At 70.0% G+C, this 25,471-nt stretch carries 16 protein-coding genes; 9 read left to right on the top strand and 7 right to left on the bottom strand.

Annotated elements, in window-relative coordinates:
• Window positions 1–18: 18 nt before the first annotated feature.
• The 3 genes from O1G22_RS29950 to O1G22_RS29940 are packed head-to-tail and all read left to right on the top strand — an operon-like array spanning window position 19 to window position 2,672.
• On the top strand, window positions 19–897 hold the full coding sequence (locus O1G22_RS29950) for a metal-dependent hydrolase (protein WP_270084166.1): 879 nt from the start codon (window positions 19–21) through the stop codon (window positions 895–897).
• Window positions 897–1,919, top strand: coding sequence for a PDR/VanB family oxidoreductase (locus tag O1G22_RS29945; protein WP_270084165.1), 1,023 nt, complete (start codon window positions 897–899; stop codon window positions 1,917–1,919). The genes O1G22_RS29950 and O1G22_RS29945 overlap by 1 nt, the downstream gene beginning before the upstream one ends.
• 36 nt (window positions 1,920–1,955) lie before the next feature.
• The gene (locus tag O1G22_RS29940; RefSeq protein ID WP_270084164.1) at window positions 1,956–2,672 is read left to right on the top strand and encodes a TetR/AcrR family transcriptional regulator; all 717 of its coding nucleotides are present in this window, start codon (window positions 1,956–1,958) and stop codon (window positions 2,670–2,672) included.
• On the opposite strand, the gene O1G22_RS29935 is transcribed toward O1G22_RS29940, so the two are convergent.
• Window positions 2,669–3,025 (bottom strand): 5-carboxymethyl-2-hydroxymuconate Delta-isomerase, encoded by a 357-nt coding sequence (locus O1G22_RS29935; protein WP_225097137.1) that lies wholly within the window; start codon window positions 3,023–3,025, stop codon window positions 2,669–2,671. The two genes, O1G22_RS29940 and O1G22_RS29935, sit on opposite strands and share 4 nt — an antisense overlap.
• Window positions 3,026–3,058: 33 nt before the next feature.
• Window positions 3,059–8,467, bottom strand: a complete 5,409-nt coding sequence (pulA, locus tag O1G22_RS29930) for a pullulanase-type alpha-1,6-glucosidase (protein ID WP_270084163.1) — start codon at window positions 8,465–8,467, stop codon at window positions 3,059–3,061.
• A 188-nt stretch (window positions 8,468–8,655) separates the two neighbouring features.
• Between pulA and O1G22_RS29925 the strand changes: the two genes are divergently transcribed.
• Entirely contained in the window at window positions 8,656–10,740 is a 2,085-nt protein-coding gene (locus tag O1G22_RS29925) for a carbohydrate-binding module family 20 domain-containing protein (protein ID WP_270084162.1), read from the top strand.
• Window positions 10,741–10,796: 56 nt separating this feature from the next.
• Here the strand turns inward: O1G22_RS29925 and O1G22_RS29920 are convergent, their stop codons facing one another.
• The 4 genes from O1G22_RS29920 to O1G22_RS29905 all read right to left on the bottom strand — a co-directional run bounded on the left by O1G22_RS29920 (window position 10,797) and on the right by O1G22_RS29905 (window position 15,947).
• A complete protein-coding gene (locus tag O1G22_RS29920; RefSeq protein WP_270084161.1) occupies window positions 10,797–12,467 on the bottom strand; it encodes a glycoside hydrolase family 13 protein in 1,671 nt (556 codons plus the stop codon).
• 170 nt (window positions 12,468–12,637) lie between these two features.
• Window positions 12,638–13,543: a sugar ABC transporter permease gene (locus tag O1G22_RS29915; RefSeq protein ID WP_270084160.1), complete on the bottom strand. Its 906-nt coding sequence runs from the start codon at window positions 13,541–13,543 to the stop codon at window positions 12,638–12,640.
• Between the two features lie 19 nt (window positions 13,544–13,562).
• Window positions 13,563–14,567, bottom strand: a complete 1,005-nt coding sequence (locus O1G22_RS29910; RefSeq protein WP_270084159.1) for a carbohydrate ABC transporter permease — start codon at window positions 14,565–14,567, stop codon at window positions 13,563–13,565.
• A 105-nt stretch (window positions 14,568–14,672) separates the two neighbouring features.
• Window positions 14,673–15,947 carry an extracellular solute-binding protein gene (locus O1G22_RS29905; protein ID WP_270084158.1) on the bottom strand — a complete coding sequence of 425 codons (1,275 nt, stop codon included), beginning with the start codon at window positions 15,945–15,947 and terminating at the stop codon, window positions 14,673–14,675.
• A 381-nt stretch (window positions 15,948–16,328) separates the two neighbouring features.
• On the opposite strand from O1G22_RS29905, the gene O1G22_RS29900 reads away from it, so the two are divergent.
• The gene (locus O1G22_RS29900) at window positions 16,329–17,363 is read left to right on the top strand and encodes a LacI family DNA-binding transcriptional regulator (RefSeq protein WP_270084157.1); all 1,035 of its coding nucleotides are present in this window, start codon (window positions 16,329–16,331) and stop codon (window positions 17,361–17,363) included.
• A gap of 68 nt (window positions 17,364–17,431) precedes the next feature.
• Window positions 17,432–18,361, top strand: a complete 930-nt coding sequence (locus O1G22_RS29895; RefSeq protein ID WP_270084156.1) for a phosphatase PAP2 family protein — start codon at window positions 17,432–17,434, stop codon at window positions 18,359–18,361.
• Here the strand turns inward: O1G22_RS29895 and O1G22_RS29890 are convergent.
• Window positions 18,349–21,357 (bottom strand): bifunctional [glutamine synthetase] adenylyltransferase/[glutamine synthetase]-adenylyl-L-tyrosine phosphorylase, encoded by a 3,009-nt coding sequence (locus O1G22_RS29890; RefSeq protein ID WP_270084155.1) that lies wholly within the window; start codon window positions 21,355–21,357, stop codon window positions 18,349–18,351. The genes O1G22_RS29895 and O1G22_RS29890 overlap by 13 nt on opposite strands.
• A 932-nt stretch (window positions 21,358–22,289) precedes the next feature.
• Here O1G22_RS29890 and O1G22_RS29885 point away from each other — a divergent pair.
• From O1G22_RS29885 to O1G22_RS29875, 3 genes are read left to right on the top strand one after another with little or no spacing between them, the layout of a single operon-like run.
• Entirely contained in the window at window positions 22,290–23,177 is an 888-nt protein-coding gene (locus O1G22_RS29885; RefSeq protein ID WP_270084154.1) for an alkaline phosphatase family protein, read from the top strand.
• Between the two features lies 1 nt (window position 23,178).
• Window positions 23,179–24,450, top strand: a complete 1,272-nt coding sequence (locus tag O1G22_RS29880; RefSeq protein ID WP_428986419.1) for an MFS transporter — start codon at window positions 23,179–23,181, stop codon at window positions 24,448–24,450.
• On the top strand, window positions 24,447–25,466 hold the full coding sequence (locus tag O1G22_RS29875; protein WP_270084152.1) for a TolB family protein: 1,020 nt from the start codon (window positions 24,447–24,449) through the stop codon (window positions 25,464–25,466). Before O1G22_RS29880 ends, O1G22_RS29875 begins: the two co-directional genes overlap by 4 nt.
• The last annotated feature ends 5 nt before the right edge of the window (window positions 25,467–25,471 follow it).

Genomic DNA, 25,471 nt, shown 5'->3' with positions numbered 1-25,471 from the left:
CATCAGTACATTGACGCCATGTCTAACACGCAGGCCCGGGTGCCGCTCAAGGCACGCAAAGTGTCCTTCTCCTGGGACGGCACGCCGTTGCACTGGGTGCCGGGCGATCCCTTCACCACGCACACGATCAACGTGCTGCATCTGCTGTTGCCCGCCGGTGAGCGGTGGTTCGTGCACGTCTACAAGCAGGCGCTGCCGCTGATCCGGGACGAGCGGCTGCGCGAGGACGTCATCGGGTTCATCGGGCAGGAGGCGATGCACTCCCAGGCCCATGACGAGGTGCTGCCGCATCTGCGCGAGCAGGGCCTCGATCCGACGCCGTACACCGCGCAGGTCGACTGGTTCTTCGAGAAGCTGCTCGGCGACCGCACGCTGCCGCCGGGCCGGGCCAGGCGCTGGTGGCTGCTGGAGCGGGTCGCGCTCATCGCGGCCATCGAGCACTACACCGCGTTCCTCGGCGACTGGGTGCTGGGCGCCGGGGAGCTGGACCGGCGGGGCGCCGACCCGACCATGCTGGACCTGCTGCGCTGGCACGGCGCGGAGGAGGTCGAGCACCGCTCGGTGGCCTTCGATCTGTTCATGCACGTCGACGGGAGCTACCGACGGCGCGTGCGGACCTGGGCCACGGCGTTCTCCGCGCTGGTGTTCCTGTGGCAGCGCGGGGCGCGGTTCTTCATGGAGAACGACCCGACTCTCGTCGACGGCAAGGCGTCCTTCAAGGAGTTCCACGACCGTGGCAGGCGGGGCCTGCTCCCCTCGACCGGGGCCATGATCCGGTCCATCCCCCGCTATCTGAGCCGTGACTATCACCCCTCGCAGGAGGGTGACACCGAGCAGGCCGTCGCCTACCTGGCGTCCTCCCCGGCCGCCATGGCAGCGGAGAAGAGGGCCGCGTGATGCCGAAGCTGCGTGCTGTCGCGCTCGTCGCGGGTGCCGTACTGCTGACCCGGGGTGCCCTGCGCCGCCGTATCCAGGTCTCGCCGCTGTGGCCGCTGCCCGCACTGGAGGAGCCCACCTCGGGCCGGCCGCGCTCGCGGGCGCTCAGGCTGCTGGTGACCTCGCGCGAGACGGTGGCCGACGGGGTCGTCCGACTCCGCCTGGAAGGGCGGGACCTGCCGCGCTGGGAGCCCGGTGCGCATCTCGACCTCGTGCTGCCGTCGGGGCTCGTGCGGCAGTACTCGCTGTGCGGCGACCCCGAGGACACCTCCTCGTACACGGTCGCGACCCGGCTGGTCACGGACGGGCGGGGCGGCTCGCGCGAGGTGCACGAGCAGGTGACCGAGGGCATGGAACTGGAGGTGCGGGGGCCGCGGAATCGCTTCCCCCTCGTCGAGGCGGAGTCCTACGTCTTCATCGCCGGCGGAATCGGGATCACCCCGCTGCTGCCGATGCTGCGGGCGCTCCCGGAGCACACCGAATGGCGGCTGCTGTACGCGGGGCGCGACCGGGCCTCGATGCCGTTCCTGGAGGAGGTCGAGAAGCTGGGCCGGGGCCGGGTGACCGTCGTGACGGGGCGGCCCGATCTCGACGCGCTGGAGGCGGGCGAGGGTGCCGCCGTCTACGCCTGCGGTCCCGAGGGGCTCATGGCGGCCGTCGCGGAGCGCTTCCCGGAGGTCCGGCTGGAGCGGTTCGCGCCGCGTACGTCGTCCGACGGCAACACCGAGTTCGAGGTCGAACTGCGGCGCAGCGGGCGCACGTTGACCGTCCCGGCCGACTCCACCGTGCTGGCCGCCGTCCGCCGGGAGCTGCCGGACACCGCCTACTCCTGCGAGCAGGGCTTCTGCGGGACCTGCCAACAGCGGGTGCTGGAAGGGGAGATCGACCACCGGGACGAGCTGCTGACGGACACGGAGCGTGCCGACTCGATGCTGATCTGTGTGTCGCGCGCCCGGAGCGATCGTTTGGTGATCGACATGTGAACACTCGCGGTCCGAACCGGTCGGTAAGGTGTTCGCATGAGTACCGGGGTTCGCCGCAGGATGGGCGTCGAGGAGCGGCGGCAGCAGCTGATCGGCGTCGCCCTCGACCTGTTCAGCCGACGCTCGCCCGACGAGGTCTCCATCGACGAGATAGCGTCGGCCGCCGGCATCTCACGCCCACTGGTGTACCACTACTTCCCCGGCAAACTCAGCCTGTACGAGGCCGCGTTGAAGCGCGCCTCGGAGGATCTCGCGGCACGCTTCGCCGAGCCGCACGAGGGCCCGGTCGGCGCCCGGCTGCTGCGCGTGATGCGCCGCTACTTCGACTTCGTGGACGAACACGGTCCGGGCTTCTCGGCGTTGATGCGGGGCGGCCCGGCGGTCCCCGCGGACGGAGTCCGCTCAAAAGACCACGTGTCGGCCACCAACGCCCTGATCGACTCCGTACGGCAGGCGGCGTACGACCAGATCCTGGCGCATCTCCAGATCGCCGAGGCGCCCCCGCGCCTGGAGCTGGTGGTCCGCTCCTGGATCTCCCTCGCCGAGTCCACGGCCCTGCTCTGGCTGGACGGCCGGCGCGTCCCCCGCGCCGAGCTGGAGCTCCAGCTCGTCCACGACTTCGCCGCACTGGCCGCGGTCAGCGCCGCCTACGACGAGGAGATGGCGGCCCTGCTGAAGACCATGGTCAAGGACGAGCCGGCCGACGGCCCCTTCGCGGAGCTGGTCGGCCGGCTCATCGCCCTGGGTTCCTAACGCTCGAACTTCCGGTAGGAGGCGTCGAGGTCGCGGACCTCGGCGGAGGCGTGCAGGGTGACCCCGTCCTGCGGTGCCACGTGCTTGCGGAGCACGTCCAGCACGGCCTCCGTGAGCTTGGCCTTCGTCTCCTCGCTGCGTCCGGCGAGGAGCCCGATGGTCACGTGCACCACGTGGTGGCTCTCGTCCGCGACCCCTTCGTATCCGTAGCCGGTGTGCCCCTCCCGGAACAGCGTCTTGCAGGCCTCCGGCCTGGCGGCCGCGATCTCGACGACCGTCTCGTGCAGCTCCCGCACGAAGGTGTCCGAGATGACCTCGGCGTTGTACGAGAAGTCGACGGTGATCTGCGGCATGAGCACTCCTGTTCTACGGCGACCGGAACGACCCTACTTGTCCGACCGGCTGAACACCGCCACCGTCCGTGCCGGGACGCCGAACGTGCCCGAGCCGACCGTGTAGGAGGAGGTCTTCACCACCGGATCGGCGCCGGAGGCCTGCACCGGGTGCAGCCGGTAGGCCGTCCCGGCGAGGGCGCCGATCGTCTGCTCCTGCCGCTGCGGGGTGGCGTTGAAGACGACGACCAGGTCACCGAGCTTCATCGTGATCACACCCGGTGTCTCGTCCTTGCCCGACAGCGGGAAGGACAGCTCGTCCTGCACCTGCGCGGCCGTGTCGAGGGAGAACGCCTTCTCCGTCGTACGGATCCTGAGCAGGTCCTGGTAGGCGGCCGAGGCGGCGGTGATGTCGGAGCAGCCGACCCTGACCGAGCTCAGCAGCGGACCCGCGTACGACCACTTCGACCGGTTGTCGGCCGCCATCGGCAGCCCGCGTCCGAAGCCGTTGCCGTCGGCGCAGTTCCAGTGGATGGCGTTGAACCAGTCACCGCTGTCGTACGAATTGCGGTCCAGCGACTTGGAGCGCAGCAGGTCGGTGCCCGCCTGGGAGAGGGCAGGGCCCTGGGAGAGGGCGGCCGTGGCCATCGCCAGGACCTGCATCCGGGCCCGGTCGGCGGCGCCGGTCTTCGCGGGCAGCTTGTAGGTCAGCGCGTCGAACAGCGACTCGTTGTCGTGCGCGTCCACATAGGCGAGGGCGTCACCGGGAGCGTCCGCGTAGCCGGCGGGCGAGCCGCCATAGTCGACCTCGGCTCCCGTGACCTCCTTGCCGTCGGTGTCCGTGAAGCGGTACTTCGCGAGGTTGCCGCTCAGCCCGACCTTGATCAGGTCCTGGTAGTGCAGGAGGCGGGCCTTCTGCTCGGCCGACGTGCCGTTGGCGGACGAGGAGTTGGGGTCGGTGTAGAGGCCGGACGCGAAACCCTGGACGCCGGGGTCGGAGTCGAAGGGGCTGCCGCCGCGCACCGCGTCCCGGGCCCGGTCGGAGAAGGTGGCGATGCCGGTGCCGGCCATGTTCTGCTGCGTGGCCTGCACGAAGCGGGCGTCGTTCGCGACCTCGCCGAAGTTCCAGCCCTCGCCGTACAGGATGATCTTCTTGCCGTCGACGCCGTCCTTGGCGACGGTCAGCGCGTCGAGCGCCTTGCGGACCGCCAGGATGTTGGCCTTCGGGTGGTGGCCCATGAGGTCGAAGCGGAAGCCGTCGACCTTGTACTCCTTGGCCCAGGTGACGATCGAGTCCACGACCAGCTTGCCCATCATCGCGTTCTCGGGTGCGGTGTTGGAGCAGCAGGTGCTGTTGGCCACGCTGCCGTCGGCGAGGAGCCGCTGGTAGTAGCCGGGCACGATCTTGTCGAGCACGGAGGTGTCGGCCTGGCCGCTGGCGGCGGTGTGGTTGTAGACGACGTCCATGACGACCCGGAGGCCGTCCCCGTTCAGGGCCTGGACCATCTTGCGGAACTGGACCGTGCGGGCGGTGCCGTCCGGGTCGGTGGCGTAGGAACCCTCGGGGACCGTGAAGTGGTACGGGTCGTAGCCCCAGTTGTAGGCGTCCTTCGCGGCGGTCTTCGCCACGCACGCCTGCTGCTGGTCGGAGTCGGCCGGGTAGGAGGCCAGGTCACAGGCCGGGCTCGCCTGGTCGGCCTTCTTCTCGGGGACGGTGGCGAAGTCGAAGGCCGGCAGCAGATGCACGTACGAGGTGCCGGCCCTGGCCAGCGCCCGCAGATGCTTCGAGCCGTCGCTGTTCTTGTCGGTGAAGGCCAGGTAGGTGCCCTGGTCCTGGGCCGGGACGGTCTTGTCGGCGACCGAGAAGTCCCGGATGTGCAGCTCCTGGATCTGCGCGTCCTTCAGCGGTACGGCCGTGGGCTTGCGCAGGGCCGCCCAGCCGCTCGGGGCGAGCGACCGGTCGTCCAGGTCGACGACGAGGCTGCGCTCGGAGTCGGCGGTGAGGGCGAGCGAGTAGGGGTCGGTGACCTTGTTGACGACCATCTTGCGGACGCTGGGCGCCCAGACCCGCACGACGTACCGGTAGGGCTTGCCCGTCCAGGACGCGGGGCCGGTGACGGACCAGACGCCGGTCGTGTCGTCGCGGTGCATGGCCTTGACCGAACCGTCCAGCTCCAGCGAGACGCTCTGCGCGGTCGGCGCCCAGACGGAGAGGGTCGGCTTCCCGTCGTGGAAGACCGGGCCGAGCCGGGCCTTCGTGGCGCCCGGGTAGAGGTCGTCCAGCACGCCGGCGATCTGCACGCCGGTCGCGGCCAGCACGGCGCCGTTGGCGGCGCGCTGGGAGGCGACGAGCTGGCCGGTGAGGGCCGTACGCACCCGGCCGCTGTCCCGCGGGTCGACGGACCAGGCGGTGTAGTCCTTCAGATACGGGAACTTCGCCTTCTGGGCGTCGGTGAGGGTGGTCTTCTCCAGCCGGATCCAGCGCTCGTCGTCGCTGGTCAGCGTCCCGTCCTTGACGGCGATCGAGCCGTCCCGGGAGGAGAGCAGCTGGGTGGAGGCGGCGCCGTCGGCGCCGTTCCAGGCAACGGTGTCGCGGTCGATCCAGACCGCCTTGGACGTGGTCAGGTCGAGTGCGGCCGTGCTGCCGGCCGGCTGCGGGAGCAGGTACTTCTCCTGGCCGTTCAACAGCCACACCTCGTAGCCGTTCGCCTTGAGGTCGAGCGACTGGTCGGTGGGCAGGTCCTTGTCGTCGCCCTTGTGGATGATGTAGCTGAGGCTGGTGGCACCCGCGGTGAGCGGCACCTCGAAGACCGCGCCATAGGCATCAGTCTTCACCGGCTGGAGCGGCTTCGACCAGTCGGTGGGGTTCGCGGCACCCGTCCAGACGTGCAGGCCCCAGCCGTCGTAGTTCCCGTCGGCGCGGTGGTAGTGGATGACGGCCTTGGTGGTGTCCTGGGCGGGATAGGCGGGCTTCGTCGTCTGTACGTCCGGCTTGCCCTGCTCGACCCAGACCTCACCGTTCTTGGTGACGTCGATGTCCCGGTCGGCCGAGACGTCCTTGTTCCCGTTCTTGTCGACGACCAGGAAGCCCACGGTCGAGGCGCCGGGCTTGACCTTGACGTAGGCGAAGGCGCCCCAGGCGTCCCGGCCGGTGAAGGGGTGCCCGGCCGGCCAGGTGGTGGCCTCGCCGTCGGCGATGTCGCCCCAGGCGTACAGGCCCCAGTTGTCGTAGTCGCCGTCGGTGCGCTTGTAGTGGACGATCACGTAGTCCCGCGAGGAGGCCGTGGGGACCGGGGGCGCGGGCGGGGTGCCGGAGGTGCTGCTCGCCGTGGCGCTCGCGGTGTGCCCGGCCGAGTCGACGACGACGGCCTTGTAACGCAGCGCGGTCCCGGCGGGTACGGCCTTGTCGAGGGTCTGGGTGACCTTGTACGGGGCGTGGTCGGCAGAGCCGAGCACCTGCCACCGGGCGTTGCCGACCTGGGCGGCGAAGACGACCCGGTTCAGCCGGCCGCCTCCCCCAGTCTCGGCTTCGCTCGACCGGGAGGTGCCCCCAACGTCGGCGCTCAGCGACACCGTCCCGGTGGCTCCGGCGGCCGGGGCCTGGAGGGTGATCACCGGCTTGACCGCGGGCTGGGCGAGGGTGCCGGTGGCCCGGTAGACGACGGCGGACTCGGCCGGGACGGTGAGGGTGACCTTGTCGTCCCCGTCGGACTTCACCGCGTCCGTGGCGCCGTAGATCCCCCGGTACGCCATGCCGGCGGACCCGGTGGCGAAGGTGGCCGTCTTCGGCTCGCTCGCGTTGTTGAGGGCGACGACGTACTCCTGGCCGGTCCTGGCGTCCGTCCGGGTGAAGGCGTAGATCCCGGCGCCGTCGGCCGCGTACCGCTCGGTCTGGACGCCGTCGGTCAGCGCCGGGTTGGCGGTGCGGAGCCTGGAGAGGGCGGCGATCTGCCGGTAGAGCGGGGCGCCGGGGTCGTAGGAGTCGCTGGCGTGGGTGCGGGTGGTGCCGATCTCGTCGTCCTTGAGATAGTCGGGCACCTTGGAGGCGAACATGGTCTGGCGGGCGTCCTTGTCGCCGCCGGACCCGGTGAAGCCCTGCTCGTCGCCGTAGTAGACGACCGGGTTGCCGCGGCTGAGGAACATGACCTCGTTGGCGAGCTCGTCCTTCTTGAGGATCTCGGCGTCCGTGGCCTTCGGGTTGTCCTGCTTCAGGAAGTACCCGATGCGGCCCATGTCGTGGTTGCCGAGGAAGGTGACCTGCTCGTACGCGTTGGCCTTGTCGGTCGTGTACTTCCAGTCGTCGCCGAAGACGTTGGCGAGCTTCTGCGCGCTGCCGCCCTGGGAGGCGTAGCTGCGGGCCGCGTCCTGGAAGGGGAAGTCGAGGGTGGCGTCGAGGCGGCCCTGGGTGACGTACGGGGAGGTGAGGGAGGTGTCGGCGGAGTAGACCTCGCCGAACATGAAGAACTTCTTCCGCCCGTGCGCGGCGGCGTACGTGTCCAGTGCGGTCGCCCACTGGGTCCAGAACGGCATGTCGACGTGCTTGACGGTGTCGATCCGGAACCCGTCGACGGCGAAGTCCTCGACCCAGCGCTCGTAGATCTTCTCCATGCCGTGGACGACCTCGGGACGCTCGGTCCACAGGTCGTCCAGGCCGGAGAAGTCGCCGTAGGTGGCGGACTCGCCGGCGAAGGTCGAGTCGCCGCGGTTGTGGTACATCGTCGGGTCGTTGAGCCAGGCCGGGACCTTGCTCTTGCTGGTGACCTGCGGGGTGTACGGGAAGGAGTTGCTGTCGACGGCCGGGAACTTCTTCGTGCCGTCGGCGTAGTCGGCGTCGTCGAACGGCCTGCCGTCCTTCGTCAGGTACGGGAAGGCGCCCTTGGAGAGGTAGTCGGAGGACTTCTCCTTGTAGCTGACGACGTCGGCGGTGTGGTTGGTGATGACGTCGAAGAAGACCTTCATGCCCTTGGCGTGGGCCTTGGAGATGAGGGTCTTCAGGTCCTGGTTGGTGCCGAAGTGCGGGTCGACCTGGGTGAAGTCGGTGATCCAGTAGCCGTGGTAGCCGGCCGAGGCGTTCGCGCCGGTGCCCTGCACGGGCTGGTTCTTGAAGATGGGGGCCATCCAGATGGCGGTGGTGCCGAGCCCCTTGATGTAGTCGAGCTTCTGTGTCAGGCCCTTGAGGTCGCCGCCCTGGTAGAAGCCCTTGTCGGTGGGGTCGTAGCCGGTGACCGTGCGCGAGCCGGTCAGGCCGCCCTGGTCGTTGGCCTTGTCCCCGTTGGCGAAACGGTCCGGCATGACGAAGTAGAACTGCTCGCGGGTGTCGTCGTGCCGGGCGGGCTGGGCGGCGAGCGCCGCGTCCGACGGGGGTGCGGGCGGGGTGGCTGCGTGGGCCGCCAGTGGCTGGATCAGGGCGGCGGCCAGGGCTGTCGCGGTGACGGCCGCGGCCCGTCTCGCTCTCGGTATCACAGGCGGTAACTCCTTGCGAATGCGGCTCTCTTGGGTCCGACCCCGCGCGACCGTATCGCCGCCGAAAGCTTTACTGCAAGAGTCTTGAAATTCATAGCAAGAAGTTTCAGCGTCAACCTTGACGTGCCCTTCTCAACTGCCGCAGGCTCACCGGTTGTTGAAACCCACCCCCTTCTTCGGAGCCGCACATGACCGGAAACCGACACCGACCCCCGGGCTCGCCGGGTGTCGTCCGCAGGACGGCAGGGGCCGTGGCCGCCGGCGCCCTGGCGCTCGCGGGCGTGCTCGCCCTGCCGGCGACCCCCGCCCAGGCGAAGACGACCGCCAAGGGCGATGTGATCGCCAACCTGTGGGAATGGAACTGGGACTCCATCGCCTCTGAGTGCACCGACGTGCTGGGTCCGGCGGGCTACGGCGCGGTCCAGGTGGCACCGCCCGAGGAGTCCCTGAAGCAGACGAACTACTACTGGTGGGACGTCTACCAGCCGTACTCGTACAGCCTGAACAGCCGCTTCGGCAGCCAGGCCAAGTTCAGCGCCATGATCACGGCCTGTCACAAGGCGGGCGTGAAGGTCTACACGGACGCGGTGATCAACCACACGGCCGCGCAGACCGGCACCGGCTACAACGGCACGACGATCACCAACAAGTACGCCACCCCCGACTGGACCCGCACCGACTACCACGACTCCACCGACTGCCCGACCTCGGACCTGACCATCCAGGACTACTCGAACCTGACCCAGGTCCAGAACTGCGAGCTGCTCGGCCTGCCCGACCTCAAGACGGGCTCGGACACGGTCCGCGCCGGCCTCGCGAACTACCTCAACTCCCAGCTGGCGCTGGGCGTGGACGGCTTCCGGGTCGACGCGGCCAAGCACATCCCCGCGGCCGACCTGGCGGCGATCGAGGGCAAGCTGACCAACACCACGTCGGGGACGGCGCCGTACGTCTTCCAGGAGGTGTACCCGGGCGCGACCCCGCAGCCGAGCGACTACTACGGCTCCGGTGACGTCCTGGACTTCACCTACGCCGGCAAGATGAAGTCGGCGTTCCAGGGCAATGTGAGCGACCTGGCCTCACTGTCGTCGTCCGGCATCCTGCCCGCCGCCAACTCGGTGTCGTTCGTGACCAACCACGACACCGAGCGCAACGGCACGGACATGTCGTACAAGGACGGCGACACCTACAAGCTCGCCAACCTCTTCCAGCTCGCCTACAAGTGGTCCACGCCGACCGTGTACGCCAGCTGGGAGTGGACCCAGAGCGACCAGGCCCCGCCGAACTCGTCGGGCTTCGTCACGGACACGGACTGCGCCGGCGGCGCCTGGTACTGCCTGGACCGGGACACCTCGGTGGTCGGCATGGTGGCCTGGCACAACGCGACCGACACGGCCGCGGTCTCCAACTGGCAGACCATGTCGTCCGACGTGATCGGCTTCGGACGCAGCGGCAAGGGCTTCTTCGCGCTGAACAACGGCACGTCCGCGGCCACCTACACGTTCGCCACGGGCATGGCCGACGGCACGTACAGCAACGTGATCGACGGCGGCAAGAGCACGGTGACCGTCTCCGGCGGCAGCGCGTCGCTCACGATCCCCGCGAAGGGCGCCGTCGCCTTCTACAACTCCTCCTACACCTGCACGGTGGGCTGCGGCGACGCGGGCGGCAGCTCCGGCGACACGGTGAGCGCGACGTTCCACGAGTACGCGTCGACCACGTCCGGCACGAACGTGTACGTCGTGGGCTCCATCCCGGCGCTGGGCTCCTGGGACACATCGAAGGCGATCCAGCTGTCGTCCACCGGCTACCCGATCTGGTCGGGTGAGGTGAACGTGCCGGTGAACACGTCCTTCACCTTCAAGTACATCAAAAAGGACAGCTCGGGCAATGTGACATGGGAGTCGAACGCCAACAGGTCGGGAACGACGACGACTTCGGCACTCGCCCTGAACAACTCCTGGAACGTGGCGGACACCGACGCCACCGACGTCACCTTCAACGAGACCGCGACGACGACCTTGGGCACCAACGTCTACGTCGTCGGGTCCATCCCGTCCCTCGGCTCCTGGAACACGAGCGACGCGATCCCTCTGTCCTCGGCGGCGTACCCGACGTGGAGCAAGCTCGTCATCGTCCCCAAGAGCACGACCTTCACGTACAAATACATCAAGAAGGACAGCTCCGGGAACGTGACCTGGGAGTCCGGCTCGAACCGCTCGTACACGACGGGCAGTTCGTCCGGGTACACGACGAACGACAGCTGGCAGTAGCGCCTGACCGCATGACAATGGCCCGCCGCCCCGAGGGGCGGCGGGCCATCCGGCTGTCACTCCGCCGTCGTCCACCAGACGGTCGTGTCGGCCGGCACCGTGGTCTCGCCGCCGGTGTCGGTCACCTCGCCGCTGGCGAGCAGGACGCGGCCGTACGCCGGGACGGTCACCGCCTTGCCCGTGGTGTTCGCGACGCACACGAACGTACCGCGGCGGAAGGCCAGGACGCCCTGCGGGGCCGGCAGCCACTCCACCGCGTCACCCGCGCCGAGTGCGGGGTGCTCCCGGCGGGCGGCGAGCGCGGCGCGGTACAGCTGCAGGGTGGAGCCGGGCGTGCCGCTCTGCGCCTCCACGCTCAGCTCGGCCCACTCGGCCGGCTGCGGCAGCCAGCTGCCGCCGCTGCCGAAGCCGTACGACGAGCCCGTGCGGGTCCACGGGATCGGCACGCGGCAGCCGTCGCGGAAGCCGTCCTGGCCGGCGCCCCGGAAGTACGCCGGGTCCTGACGCACCTCGTCCGGGAGGTCGACCACGTCCGGCAGGCCCAGTTCCTCGCCCTGGTAGACGTACGCCGAGCCGGGCAGCGCGAGCATGAGGAGGGTGGCGGCACGGGCGCGGCGCAGGCCCAGTGCGCGGTCGCCCGCCGTGCGGATCTGGGTGCCCAGGCCCGGGGGGTTGGCGAAGCGGGTGGCGTGGCGGGTGACGTCATGGTTGGACAGGACCCAGGTGGCGGGGGCGCCGACCGGGCGCATCGCCTCCAGCGTGCGGTCGATGACCTCGCGCAGTTCCTTCGCGTCCCACGCCGTGCTCAGGTACTGGAAGTTGAAGGCCTGGTGCAGCTCGTCCGGGCGGACGTAGTTCGCGGTGCGCTCGACGGTCGGCGTCCAGGCTTCCGCGACGAAGATCCGCTCACCGGAGTATTCGTCCAGGATCAGCCGCCACTGGCGGTAGATCTCGTGCACGCCGTCCTGGTCGAAGAACGGCATGACATCGTTGCCCAGCAGTTTGAGCTGGTCGTGCGCGCCCAGGTCGGGGAGGCCCTCCGCCTTCACCAGGCCATGGGCGACGTCGATACGGAAGCCGTCGACGCCCATGTCCAGCCAGAAGCGGAGGATGGAGCGGAACTCGTCGCCCACCGCCGGGTGTTCCCAGTTGAAGTCGGGCTGCTCGGGGGCGAAGAGGTGGAGGTACCACTCGCCGTCGTCCACCCTGGTCCAGGCCGGGCCGCCGAAGATGGACTCCCAGTCGTTCGGCGGGAGTTCGCCGTTCTTCCCCTTTCCGGGGCGGAAGTGGTAGCGCTCGCGCAGCGGTGAGCCGGGGCCCTCGGCGAGGGCGCGCTTGAACCACTCGTGCTGGTCGGAGGAGTGGTTGGGGACCAGGTCGACGATGATGCGCAGGCCCAGCTCGTGCGCGTCGCGGATCAGCGCGTCGGCGTCCAGCAGATTGCCGAACATCGGGTCGACGGCACGGTAGTCGGCGACGTCGTAACCGGCGTCGGCCTGCGGGGAGGCGTAGAAGGGGCTGAGCCACACGGCGTCGACGCCGAGGTCGCGGAGGTACGGCAGACGGGAGCGGATGCCTTCCAGGTCGCCCATGCCGTCGCCGTCGCTGTCGGCGAAGCTGCGCGGATAGACCTGGTAGATGACCGCGTCCCGCCACCAGTCGCGGCGGTCGGCGATGGCGGCTGCGGTGGAGCGGGGGGCCGGTGCGGCAGGGTGCTGCTGGCTCATGGCGTCCTTGAGGGGTAAGCGAGTTCTGGTCATGGGCGCGTGGGTGCGGCGGGGGTGCCGGGAACCGGGGGTGTGCGAGGCGGCCGCGGTCACAGCGGGGTCGGATGGGGACCGCGGCCGCCTACCCGCGCATCGCTGTCGCTGTGCGCGGGAGCCTCTTTTCGGGGCCGTCAGCCCTTCGTGCCGCCCGCGGTCAGGCCGGTGACGAGGTTCTTCTGCACGAGGTAGAAGAACACCGACACGGGTATCGCGATCAGCACGGCGGTGGCGGCCATGTAGTTCCACTGGGCGTCGTGCTCGCTGACGAAGGTCTGCAGGCCCACGGCGAAGGTGTACTTCGAGTCGTCCAGCATGAAGGTCGTCGCGAAGGCGACCTCGCCGACGGCGGTGATGAAGTTGTAGAAGGCGGCCACGGCCAGGCCGGGGCGGGCCAGCGGCAGGATCAGCCGGAAGAAGGTGCCGAAGGGGGACAGTCCGTCGACGCGTCCGGCCTCGTCTATCTCGAAGGGGATGGTGTCGAAGTAGCCCTTGAGCAGCCATGCGCTGTATGGCACGGCCGTGGTGCAGTTGATGACGATCAGCGCCCAGTAGGTGTCGATGAGATCGAGCTGGCTGAAGATCTCGTACATCGGCACGATCAGGATGGCGATCGGGAAGGCCTGGGTGAGCAGCAGGACCCACATCAGCTGCTTGTAGCCGGGAAAGCGCATCCGGGAGACGGCGTAGCCGGTGGTGGCGGCGACGAAGACGCCGATCAGGGTGGTGCCGCCGGCCACGATCATCGTCGACTTGAACCAGTCGAAGAAGCCGGTGTGCTGGAGCACGAAGCTGTAGTTGGAGAAGCTGAGCTTGCCCAGGATCTTGCCCGGGTGCAGGTAGTCGTCCTTCTCGGGGCCGAGCGACAGGAAGATCAGCCAGGCCACCGGGGCGAGTGCGATCAGACTCGCGACGGCGAGACCGCCGTGCAGGAGGGCGGTGCCGAGCGGGCCGCGCTCGCCGCGCCCGCGCGTCCGGCGCGGCACGGCGCCGGCGGGGGCCGGTGCGGCCTCGGTCTTTTCCAGGGTCGTGGTGCTCATGGCGGCGGCTCCTGCGGCGTCAGACGGCGAGCTGGTCATTGCGCTTCAGCCAGCGGAAGTAGAAGGAGGTGAAGACGGTGACGATCGACAGCAGCAGCACGCCGTACGCGGCGGACTGGGCGAAGTCCCGTGGCTGCTGCCCGAAGCCCAGGTAGTAGGCCCAGGTGACGAGGATCTGCGCGTCCGGGGCGCTGGTCGGGCCGAACAGCAGGAAGATGATGGCGAACTGGTTGAAGGTCCAGATGATGCCGAGGAGGACGACGGTGGAGCTGACGGACCTCAGCCCCGGCAGGGTGACGTGCCGGAAGCGCTGCCAGGCATTGGCGCCGTCCATCTCGGCCGCCTCGTAGAGGCTGGAGTCGATGGACTGCAGGCCGCCGAGCAGCGAGAGCATCATGAACGGCACACCGCACCAGGTGTTGACCATGATCGCGGCGAACCGCTGCCAGAAGGTGTCCTCCAGCCACTGCGGCTGGGGCATGTGGAGCGCGTGCAGGATCTGGTTGATCACGCCGGAGTCGGAGAGCATGATCCGCCAGGAGAAGACGGTGACGAAGGTCGGCACCGCCCAGGGCAGGACCAGCAGCACCCGGTAGAAGGTGCGGCCGCGCACCTTCTCGTTGAGCATGAGCGCGAGGCCCAGGCCGATGGTGTAGTGCAGGGTCACACAGGCGGCCGTCCAGACGACGGTCCACAGGAAGTGCGACCAGAACCGGTCGTACGACAGCGGGCCGAAAAGGATGTCCTTGTAGTTGCCCAGGCCGATGAACTTGTACGTGGCCGCGATGTGATTGACGCCGATCGTGCGCGCCGAGTTGAGGCTGTTGGCGTCGGTCAAGGTCAGGTAGACACCGCGGATCAGCGGATAGCCCACGATCACCGCGAGGACGACGACCACCGGGGCGATCATCGCGTAGGCGTACCAGTACTTCTGGTAGCCGTTTCTGATGCGCTGCCCCAGCCCGGGCCGAGGCGCGCGGTCACCGCGTCGCTTGCCGGTCGCGCGGTCGATGGCGACTGTCATGGTTCGACACCTTCAAGAGGATCAGAGGGTGGGCTGGGCACAGGGCGGTGGCCGCCGGATCCTTCCCCCCGATCTCGTACGGGAGGATCCGGCGGCCACGCGGGCTCACTTGCTGAAGTCGGGGACCAGCTTGGTGATGGCCACCTGGGCGTTGCCCAGGCCGGTGTCCAGCGACTCCTTGCCGGCCGCGACCTTGGGCAGCTCGGTGTCGAGCGGGCCCCACAGGGAGCTGTACTCGGGCAGCGCCGGGCGCGGCTGGGCGGAGGAGAGGACGCCCTGGTAGCCGGCGATGCCGGGGTCGGCCTTGACCTGGGCGGTGTAGGCGTCCGAGCGGGTGGGCAGGGTGGAGTTCTTCAGGGCGATGGTCTCCTGGGAGGACGCCGAGGTCATGAACTTCACGAACGTCAGCGCCGCGGCCTGGTGAGCCTTGTCGGAGCCGGCGTAGACCGAGAGGTTGTGGCCGCCGGTCGGGGCGCCCGCCTTGCCGGAGGAGCCGGCCGGGACGGTGGCGATGCCGAGGTTCGACTTGTCCGTGAAGGCGCTGCCCTTGTAGATGTTCGTGATCTCCCACGGGCCCTGGAGGATCGCGGCGACCTTGCCGTTGACGAACGCGTCCTGGATGTGGGCGTAGGCGTCGGCGGTGGTGTCGGCCTTGTGCAGGCCCTTGCCGGAGAACAGGCTCAGCCAGGTGCCGTAGGCCTTCTTCGCGGCGGCCGAGTCGACGGTGATCTTCTTGGCGGCCGCGTCGACGGTGTCGGTGCCCTCGCCGTAGAGGAACGGCTGGGCGAAGTAGGCCTGGGTGGAGCCCCAGTAGCCGTCGGCGCCGGTCTTGTCCTTGACCTTGGCGGCGTCCGCCTTCAGCTCGTCCCAGGTCGTGGGGGCGGCGGTGATGCCGGCCTTCTGGAACAGCGCCTTGTTGTAGACCAGCGCGAGGGTGTCGGTGACCAGCGGGACGCCGTAGGTCTTGCCCTCGTACTGGGCCTGCTTGATCAGGTTCGGCTGGAAGCTGCTCTGCTCGGAGAGCGCCTCGGTGCCGTCCAGCGGCAGGAAGTAGCCCTTCTTGGCGAAGGCGGGGGTCCAGCCGACCTCGGAGCGCAGGATGTCCGGGGCGCCCTTGGAGCCGGCCGCGGTGTCGAACTTGTTCTGCGCCTGGTCGAAGGGCACGTTGACGTACTTGACCTTGATGTTCTTGTTGGCGGCCTCGAACTGCTTGATCAGGGCCTGGTACGTCGGCGCCTCGTTCGTGGCGTTGGAGGTGTCCCACCAGGTGATGGTGACCGGGCCGTCCGACTTGCCACTGTCGCTGCTCCCGCCACCGCAGGCCGTCGCCGCGAGGGCGATGGACGCCGCCAGCGCGGAGGCCGCTATGCCACGCCGCATGAGTTCTCCTTGAGGGTGAAAGCCCGTGTGCCAGGGGCGGTCCCGTCCGCCGTCCCCGGTCGTGGTGCCGACTGCGCCGTTGCGGCGGCCGGGCGACCAGGAACGTAACAGCGTTGTAAGCGTTGCGAAAGACCTTGCAGAAAAAAAGTGCAAGGGAACACGATGGTTACCCCGCCGTGACCGGCGCTCGACCGGGGCGCAACCGCGCATTGGGGCCTGTGGGGCGGTTTCGGCGGCACTTGTGCAAGACTCTGCAAGCTCTTGCCACCATGACTTCGAGGGAGCGCGATGAGGCAGCAACCCAGGGCGGGCCGTCCCGCTTCCCGGGCCCGGCGTCCGGCCGGTGTGCAAGGCGACATACGACCGGTACAGTCCAGTGCCGTGACCACACGGCTTGCCGACATCGCTGCGCAGGCGGGGGTGAGCGAAGCGACCGTCAGCCGGGTCCTCAACGGGAAGCCGGGCGTCGCCGCCACCACCCGCCAGTCCGTGCTCGCCGCGCTGGACGTGCTCGGCTACGAGCGCCCGGTGCGGCTGCGGCAACGCAGCGAGGGCCTGGTGGGTCTGATCACGCCCGAGCTGGAGAACCCGATATTCCCGGCCCTGGCCCAGGTCATCGGCCAGGCGCTGACCCGCCAGGGCTATACGCCGGTGCTCGCCACGCAGACCCCGGGCGGGTCGACCGAGGACGAGCTGACCGAGATGCTCGTGGACCGCGGGGTCGCCGGGATCATCTACGTCTCCGGACTGCACGCGGACACCACCGCCGACATGCAGCGCTACGAGACGCTGCGGGCGCAGGGCGTGCCGTTCGTGCTGGTGGACGGGTTCTCACCGAAGGTGCAGGCGCCGTTCATCTCCCCCGACGACCGGGCCGCGATGACGCTCGCGGTGACCCATCTGGTGTCCCTGGGCCACACCCGGATCGGGCTGGCGCTCGGGCCGAAGCGGTTCGTGCCGGTGCAGCGCAAGATCGAGGGCTTCGTGCGGGCCATGCAGGACCAGCTGGGGCTGGCCCCCGGGGTCGTCGAGGCGGAGCTGGTCCAGCACTCGCTGTACACGCTGGAGGGCGGTCAGGCCGCCGCGAGCGCCTTGATCGAGCGGGACTGCACGGCCGTGGTGTGCGCCAGCGACATGATGGCCCTCGGTGCCATACGGGCCGCCCGGCAGCGGGGGCTGGAGGTGCCGCGTGACGTCTCGGTGGTCGGTTTCGACGACTCCCCGCTGATCGCGTTCACCGACCCGCCGCTGACGACCGTACGCAAGCCGGTGCCGGCGATGGGGCAGGCCGCGGTGCGCACGTTGCTGGAGGAGATCGGCGGCACGCCCGCGCCGCACAGCGAATTCGTGTTCATGCCGGAGCTGGTGGTGCGCGGTTCAACCGCTTCTGCCCCACATGTCGTCCGTACGTCGTAGAAGATGCGCCACGGACCCGACCTTGGGATGATCTGCCGGAGAAGCCTTTTCTGGCAGACTTGATGCCTATGAGTGACTCGACCGTGACGCAGTCGGAAGGTCGCGAGAAGGTGGCCGTTCCGAGGTCGGTCACGGGCGAGGTCACCCCGGGTCCGCTCAGCCGGCTGCGACGGCCGCGGCGGCCCCGGCTCTGGTTCGAAATCCTTCTGATCGCGGTGAGTTACTGGACGTACTCGCTGATCCGCAATGCCGTCCCGGAGCAGAAGGCCGAGGCGCTGCGCAACGCGGACTGGATCTGGCGCGTCGAGCACCATCTGGGCATCGCCCTCGAACAGTCGGTCAATCACGCCATGAACTCGGTGACTTGGCTGATCATCGGGATGAACTACTACTACGCCACACTGCACTTCATCATCACGATCGGTGTGCTGGTCTGGCTGTACCGGTGGCATCCGGGGAGGTACGCGGCGGCCCGGCTGACGCTGTTCGCGACCACCGGTGTGGCTCTCGCCGGTTACTATCTGTTCCCGCTCGCGCCGCCTCGGTTGATGCGCGGCGGGCACTTCGTGGACACCGTGATGGTCCATCACACCTGGGGTTCGATGGCCTCCGGCGACCTGAAGGACATGTCGAACCAGTACGCCGCGATGCCGTCCATGCACATCGGATGGTCCCTGTGGTGCGGGCTGACCGTCTTCGCGCTCGCCTCGGTTCCATGGGTGCGGGTGCTGGGGCTGCTCTACCCCGCGGCCACGCTCCTCGTCATCGTCTCCACCGCCAACCATTTCTGGCTGGACGCGCTGGGGGGCATGCTGTGCCTGGCCTTCGGGTTCACCGTGGCCCGGGTGTGGTACGGGGCCCTGCCGTATCGCCTGCCTCGGCGAGTCGAGCGGGTCGAGAAGGGCGAGAAGGGCGAGCGGGTCGAGCTGCGGAGTTCTGTGGCGGAGTCCGTCGGTTCCGGCTCCGGCTCGGGGCCGGGCCGTCGTCACGTTCCGTAGAACAGCTTCTCCACCGTGGTGCGTGCCCTGCGCGTCGTACGGCGGTACGCGTCCAGCATGTCCCCCGCGTGTCCCGCGCCGTAGCCCAGGTAGCGGCCCACCGCCGCCAGCTCGCGCGACTCCGTCGGGAAGGTGTCCCCGGCCCGGCCGCGCACCAGCATCACCGCGTTGCGCACCCTCGTCGCCAGCACCCACGCCTCGTCCAGCGTCTCCGCGTCCTCCGCCGCCAGCAGCCCGGCCTCCCGGGCGGCGGCCAGGGCCTCGCGGGTACGAGTGGTGCGCAGGCCGGGCACCTCCCAGCCGTGCCGCAGCTGGAGCAGCTGGACCGTCCACTCGACGTCCGACAGCCCGCCCGGACCGAGCTTCGTGTGCAGCTTGGGGTCGGCGCCCCGGGGGAGGCGCTCGGACTCCATCCGCGCCTTCAGGCGGCGGATCTCGCGTACGGCGTCCTCGGCCAGGCCGTGGTGCGGGTAGCGCAGCGGGTCGATCAGTTCCGTGAAGCGCCGGCCCAGGTCTTCGTCCCCGGCCACGGGTTCGGCTCGCAGCAGCGCCTGCGACTCCCAGACCAGGGACCAGCGGCGGTAGTACGCCTCGTACGCCTTCAGTGTGCGCACCAGCGGGCCCGACTTGCCCTCCGGGCGCAGGTCGGCGTCGATGAGCAGCGGCGGGTCGGCGCTGGGCAGCGCGAGCAGGCGGCGCATCTCCTCGACCACCTTGTTCGCGGCGGCGGACGCTTCGTGTTCGTCCACGCCGTCCTGCGGTTCGTGGACGAACAGAACGTCCGCGTCGGAGCCGTAGCCCAGCTCGTGACCGCCGAAACGGCCCATCCCTATGATCGCGAAACGGGTGGGAAGCGTGTCCCCCCAGCCGTCCCGGACCACCGCGCGCAATGTGCCGGCGAGGGTCGCCGCGGTGAGGTCGGAGACCGCCGCGCCGACCCGGTCCACCAGGGCGCCCTGGTCGGGCTCGGCGTGGTTGTTCTCCGTGCCGTAGGAGTCGACGATGTCGCCGGCCGCGGTGCGGAACAGTTCGCGCCGGCGTACGCCACGCGCCGCGGTGACGCCCTGCCGGGCGTTCTCCGCGCGGCCCACCGCGGCCAGGATCTCCTGCTCCAGCGGGGTGCGCTCGCGGGGTGTCAGGCCGGCTCCGGGCAGGTTCGCGCTGTCACCGTCGCCGAGGAGGGCCACGGCTTCGGGGGCGCGCATGAGGAGGTCGGGGGCGAGGCGGCCCGCCGACAGGACGCGGGCCAGGTTCTCGGCTGCGGCTCCCTCGTCGCGGAGCAGGCGCAGATACCACGGGGTCTTGCCCAGGGCGTCCGAGACCTTGCGGAAGTTCAGCAGACCCGCGTCCGGCTCCGCCGAGTCGGCGAACCAGCCGAGCAGGACGGGGAGGAGCGTGCGCTGGATCGCCGCCTTGCGGGTGACGCCGGAGGCCAGTGCCTCCAGGTGGCGCAGGGCCGCCGCGGGGTCGGCGTAGCCGAGGGCCACGAGGCGTTCTCTGGCCGCTTCCGGGCTCAGGCGGGCCTCGCCCGGGGCGAGTTGGGCGACCGCGTCGAGGAGGGGGCGGTAGAACAGCTTCTCGTGGAGGCGTCGTACGACGCCTGTGTGTTTCTTCCATTCGCGGATCAGTTCCGCGGCGGGGTCCGTGCGCAGGCCCAGGGAGCGGCCCAGGCGTCGTTGGTCCTCCTCCGCCACCGGGACGAGGTGGGTGCGGCGCAGGCGGTACAGCTGGATGCGGTGTTCCATGCTGCGGAGGAAGCGGTACGCCTCGTCCAGGCGGGCGGCGTCCTCGCGGCCCACGTAGCCGCCTGCGGCCAGAGCCTGGAGGGCGTCCAGGGTGGTGCCGCTGCGGAGGGACTGGTCGGCGCGGCCGTGCACCAACTGCAGGAGCTGGACCGCGAATTCGACGTCTCTGAGGCCGCCGGGGCCGAGTTTGAGTTCTCTGTCGATCTCGGACGCGGGGATGTTCTCGACGACGCGGCGGCGCATCTTCTGGACGTCGGTGACGAAGTTCTCGCGTTCGGCCGCTTTCCAGACGAGGGGTTCGAGTGCGGTGACGTAGTCCTGGCCGAGTTCCGCGTCGCCCGCTACCGGGCGGGCCTTGAGCAGGGCCTGGAACTCCCAGGTTTTCGCCCAGCGTTGGTAGTAGGCGAGGTGGGAGGAGAGGGTGCGGACGAGGGGGCCGTTGCGGCCCTCGGGGCGGAGGTTCGCGTCCACCGGCCAGATGGAGCCCTCCACGGTGGTTTCCGAGCAGATCCGCATGAGGTGTGAGGCCAGGCGGGTGGCGGAGATGAGAGCCTTGGCTTCGGTGGTGTCCTCGGCTGCTTCCGCTACGAAGATCACGTCGACGTCCGAGACGTAGTTCAGCTCGTGGCCGCCGCACTTTCCCATCGCGATCACCGCCAGGCGGCAGGCCTTGGCGTCCTCGGGGGCGTGCACCTTCGCTATGGCCAGGGCTGTACGGAGGGTGGCGGTGGCGAGGTCGGCCAGTTCCGCGGCGGTCTCGGCGAGGTCTGTGGTGCCGCAGACGTCGCGGGCGGCGATGGAGAGGAGGCAGCGGCGGTAGGCGATGCGGAGGGATACCGGGTCGGTGGCTTCGGCAAGGCCGCGTTCGAACTCCGCGAGGCCTGGGTGGAGGTCCTGGGGTTCGTAGGTGACCAGGGCGTGCCAGTCGGCTGGGTGGCGGGCCAGGTGGTCGGCGAGGGCGGCGGAGGCGCCGAGGACGCCCAGGAGGCGGTCGCGGAGGGGTTTGGCCGCGATGAGGGTGTCGAGGAGTTCGCGGTGGGCGGTGGGGGTGGGCTGGGCCTCCAGGAGGCGGACGAGGCCGTGCAGGGCCAGGTCGGGGGCGGCGGTGGCGCCCAGGGCTTCCAGGAGGACGGGGTCGTTGCGGACGGGGGTCAGCTCGGGGCCGTCGAGGAGGCGCTCGGCTGCGGAGGGGTCGGTGAAGCCGTGCCGTAGCAGGCGGGTGAAGGTGCTGCTCCTGCGGCCCGGCGTCATGGCGGCCTCCCCTTGGATCTCGGTCGTCCTGGCCAGAGCCTAACCGGATCGGGGGGTTGTGGGTCGGTTGTGCGGGTGCGTGCGGCGGCCTGCGCGGATGCCTGCGGCGGCCTGCGCGGGTGCCTGCGGCGGCCTGCGCGGGTGGGTGGGGGCTGGTGTCGCGCCTACGGGGGTGGGTGAGTCGGTGCCGCGCCGGGTGGTGTCCGTCCTCGGTCCGGCGGACTCTTGGCCGAGGGGCCGGGCGCGTTCACGCCGGCCGCTGCGGGCGGACACCACCCGCCACGTCCCCTCCCCGCCGTCCGCGACCAACGGCCCCCGCCCGGGGACCCGCCCCGCCGTGCGCGACCAACGGCCCCCGCCCGGGGACCCGCCCCGCCGTGCGCGGCCGACGGCCCCCGCCCGGGGTCCCGCCCCGCCGTGCGCGGCCGACGGTGGTCGCGGTCCGGCACGTCATCCGGTCCGGCCCGTCGTCCGGTCCCGCCCGTCATCCGGTCCCGCCATATCCGGCCGCCGGTGGTACGTGGCCCGGCCCGCCGCGCCCCGCCCCGCCGCGCCGCCGTCCACGGCCAACGGCCCCCCGCCCGGGGTCCCGCCCCGCCGTGCCCGGCCTCCCCTCACACGCGGCCCCGCCCGCCGTCCGGTCCCGCCGCGCCCCGCCGCCCCGCCGCCCACGGCCCCCGCCCGTGGTGCGCGGTCCAGCCAGTCGGTCCGTCCCACCGCGCCTGAATTCCCCAGTGTGTCCGCCCCCCCGGCCCGTCCCCATGCGCAGCCCCCGTCGTGCGCAGCCCGGCCGGTGGGGCGTTTCGTCGGCGTACCCGGCGTTCATCCGGTCTTCACTCGCGAGGTTGGCTTACGTGGGGTGCGGGAATGTTGGCGTGTGCATGCTCTGTCCGCACCGCCAACCCCGCTCATCCCCCCACTCGGAGGTTGAAGTGTCCGGCAGTTCCGTGTACCGCCGTGCCCGTACCGCCGTGGCGTCGGCAACCGCCTTCGCCGCGGTCGCCGTCGGGCTGTGGACCGGACTCGGTGGCGAGTCCGCGCACGCCGCTGGCGCCGTGCCGAGCCCGGACCACGTGGTCGTCGTGGTCTTCGAGAACCATGCGTACAGCCAGGTCATCGGTTCCTCCAGCGCGCCGTACATCAACTCGCTGAAGTCGGGAGGTGCCAACCTGACGCAGTCGTACGCCGAGACCCACCCGAGCCAGCCGAACTACTACGCCCTGTTCTCCGGCGACACGCAGGGCATCACGGACGACAGCTGTGTCACGCCCGGCTTCTCCTCGGCGGACAACCTCGCGTCCGAGGTGATCGCCGCGGGCAAAACCTGGGCCAGCTACAACGAGGATCTGCCCAGCCAGGGCGACACCTCGTGCAGCAGCGGCGACTACGCCCAGAAGCACAACCCCTGGTTCGGGTTCAGCAACGTGCCGACAGACAGCGCCATGACGTTCGACCAGTTCCCGACGGACTACTCGACGCTGCCCCAGATGTCCTTCGTGACCCCCAACTTGTGCAGCGACATGCACGACTGCTCGGTGTCCACCGGTGACACCTGGCTGAAGAACAACCTGGGCGCCTACGCCACGTGGGCCAAGACTCACAACAGTCTGCTCGTCGTCACGTTCGACGAGGACAATCGGCTGAGTGGCAACCGGATCCCCACCGTGCTGTACGGGCAGTCGGTTGCCGCCGGGTCGTCCAGCTCCACGACGTACAACCACTACGACCTGCTGCGCACCCTGGAGGACCTGGAGGGGCTGAGCACGCACGCCGGCAACGCCTCCTCCGCTCAGGACATCTCCGGCATCTGGGCGTCCTGACGTGTACGTAGCGGACAGCCGCGCGAACCTGGCGGCGTCCGCGGACGGTGCTGTCCGGTCGGTGACCGGGCGGCGCCGTGCCGCGGTCGCTCCCGCCGTCTTCGCCCTGGGAGCGGTCAGTCTCATCACCGACGTCTCGTCCGAGATGGTCACCGCCGTACTGCCGTTGTATCTCGTCACCGGGCTCGGTCTGTCGCCCCTGGGCTTCGGGCTGCTCGACGGTGTCTACAACGGCTTCTCGGCGCTCGTACGGCTCGTGGGCGGGCACCTGGCGGATCGTGGTGGCGGGCGGCACAAGTGGGTCGCCGGGTTCGGATATGCCGTCTCGGCCGTGTGCAAGCCGTTGTTGCTCGTCGCTCACTCGCTGACGCCGATCGGGCTGGTGCTCGCGGCCGACCGGACGGGGAAGGGGCTGCGGACCGCTCCGCGCGATGCCCTCATCTCGCTGTCCAGTACGGCTGAGGGCCGGGGGCGGGCCTTCGGGGTGCACCGGGCCATGGACACCGCCGGTGCACTGCTCGGGCCGTTGGTCGCGTTCCTGATTCTCCGGGCCACCGTGGACGGGTACGACGCCGTGTTCACCGTCAGCTTCTGTGTGGCTGTGGTGGGTGTGGTGGTGCTCGTTCTGTTCGTGCCCGGCGGGCGTGGTGAGAGGGTTCCGGCGGGCGAGCGGCCCACCCTGTCGGCCGCCGTACGGCTGCTCGGGCGTCGTGATCTGCGCCGGATCACCGTGTGTGCGCTGCTGCTGGGGCTCGCCACGGTGAGTGACTCGTTCGTGTATCTGCTGCTCCAGCGGCGGCTGGGGGTGCCGGATCGGTGGTTCGCCCTGCTGCCGCTCGGTACGGCCGCCTCCTTCCTGCTGCTCGCCGTCCCGCTCGGGCGGCTCGCGGACCGGGTGGGGCGGTGGGCCGTGTTTCTGGCCGGTCATGGGGCGCTGCTCGTCGCGTACGCGCTCCTTCTCACGTCGTGGCACGGGGGCGGGCTGCCGTACGTCGTCCTCGCGCTGCACGGTGCCTTCTACGCCGCCACGGACGGGGTGCTGATGGCGGTGGCCTCGGACGGGGTGCCGGAGGCGTTGCGCTCCTCGGGGCTGGCCCTTGTGCAGACCGGGCAGGCGATGGCCCGGTTCGCCTGCTCGCTGCTGTTCGGCGCCGCCTGGACGGTGTGGGGCGACCGGGCGGCGCTGAGCGGGGCGGCCGTGGCGCTGGTCGGCTGTGCGCTCTTCTCTGTCACGCTTCGACCGAAGAATGCGAAAGGTGCCGTCGCCGCATGACCACCCGCAGCCGCATCCTGATCCTTGTGTCGGCCGTCGCCGTGCTGGGCGCGATCGGGCTGGCATCCGTCCTGCACGCCTCGGCCCGGGCCGACCGCCGCAATCACGTGCAGGCGGGGGGCCCACGCGTCACACCGGGGACGGTGGCCTTGAGCGGGCACGGGCAGATGCTCTTCCGGAACATGGCCTGGGGCCCGCATCGGGATGAGGTCGTCAGCGTTCCGGCCGGTGATCCGTCGGGCGCCCGTACCGCCTCCGGGGTCAAGTGCCTGCGTTTCTACGCCGCTTCGGGTACGGGGGTGTGTCTGCAGGCCGTGCACGGGCCGGTCTCGGACACGTATCGGGCGCTCGTTCTGGACTCCCGGCTGCGGACCGTGCGGCGGTACGACGTCCCGGGCATTCCCTCGCGTGCCCGGGTCTCACCGACGGGTCACTTCGCCGCCTGGACCGCGTTCGTGGGGGGTGACAGCTATGCCGGTACCGACTTCTCGACGCGTGCGGCCATCGTGGACACCCGCAGTGGGGAGCTGATTCCGTCGCTGGAGGACTTCCGCATCGTGAAGGACGGGCATCCGTACCATGCGGCGGACGTCAACTTCTGGGGCGTCACCTTCGCGGCGGACGACCGGACGTTCTACGCGACGCTTGCGACGGGTGGGAGCACCTATCTGGTGCGGGGTGACCTGCGGGCGCGTACGCTCACGACCCTGCACGCCAACGTCGAGTGCCCGTCCCTCTCCCCCGACGGGACGCGGATCGCCTACAAGAAGCGCGTCAAGGGGCTGCCCAAGGACGCCCCCTGGCATCTGTACGTCCTCGATCTGCGGACCATGCGGGAGACTCCGCTGGCCGAGAAGAGGAGCGTGGACGATCAGGTGGTCTGGCGGGACGGACGTACGGTCGTGTACGCGCTGGCGGGCGACTACGGCGCCGACCTGTACACCGTTCCCGCGGACGGCTCCGGCGTGCCGCGCCGGATCGCCTCCGCCGCGCTGTCCGCCGCGTTCCCGGGCTGAGCCGG

Origin of the sequence: Streptomyces camelliae (assembly GCF_027625935.1) — a bacterium.
GTDB lineage: Bacteria > Actinomycetota > Actinomycetes > Streptomycetales > Streptomycetaceae > Streptomyces > Streptomyces camelliae.
This window is presented reverse-complemented; position numbering and strand designations above follow the sequence as displayed.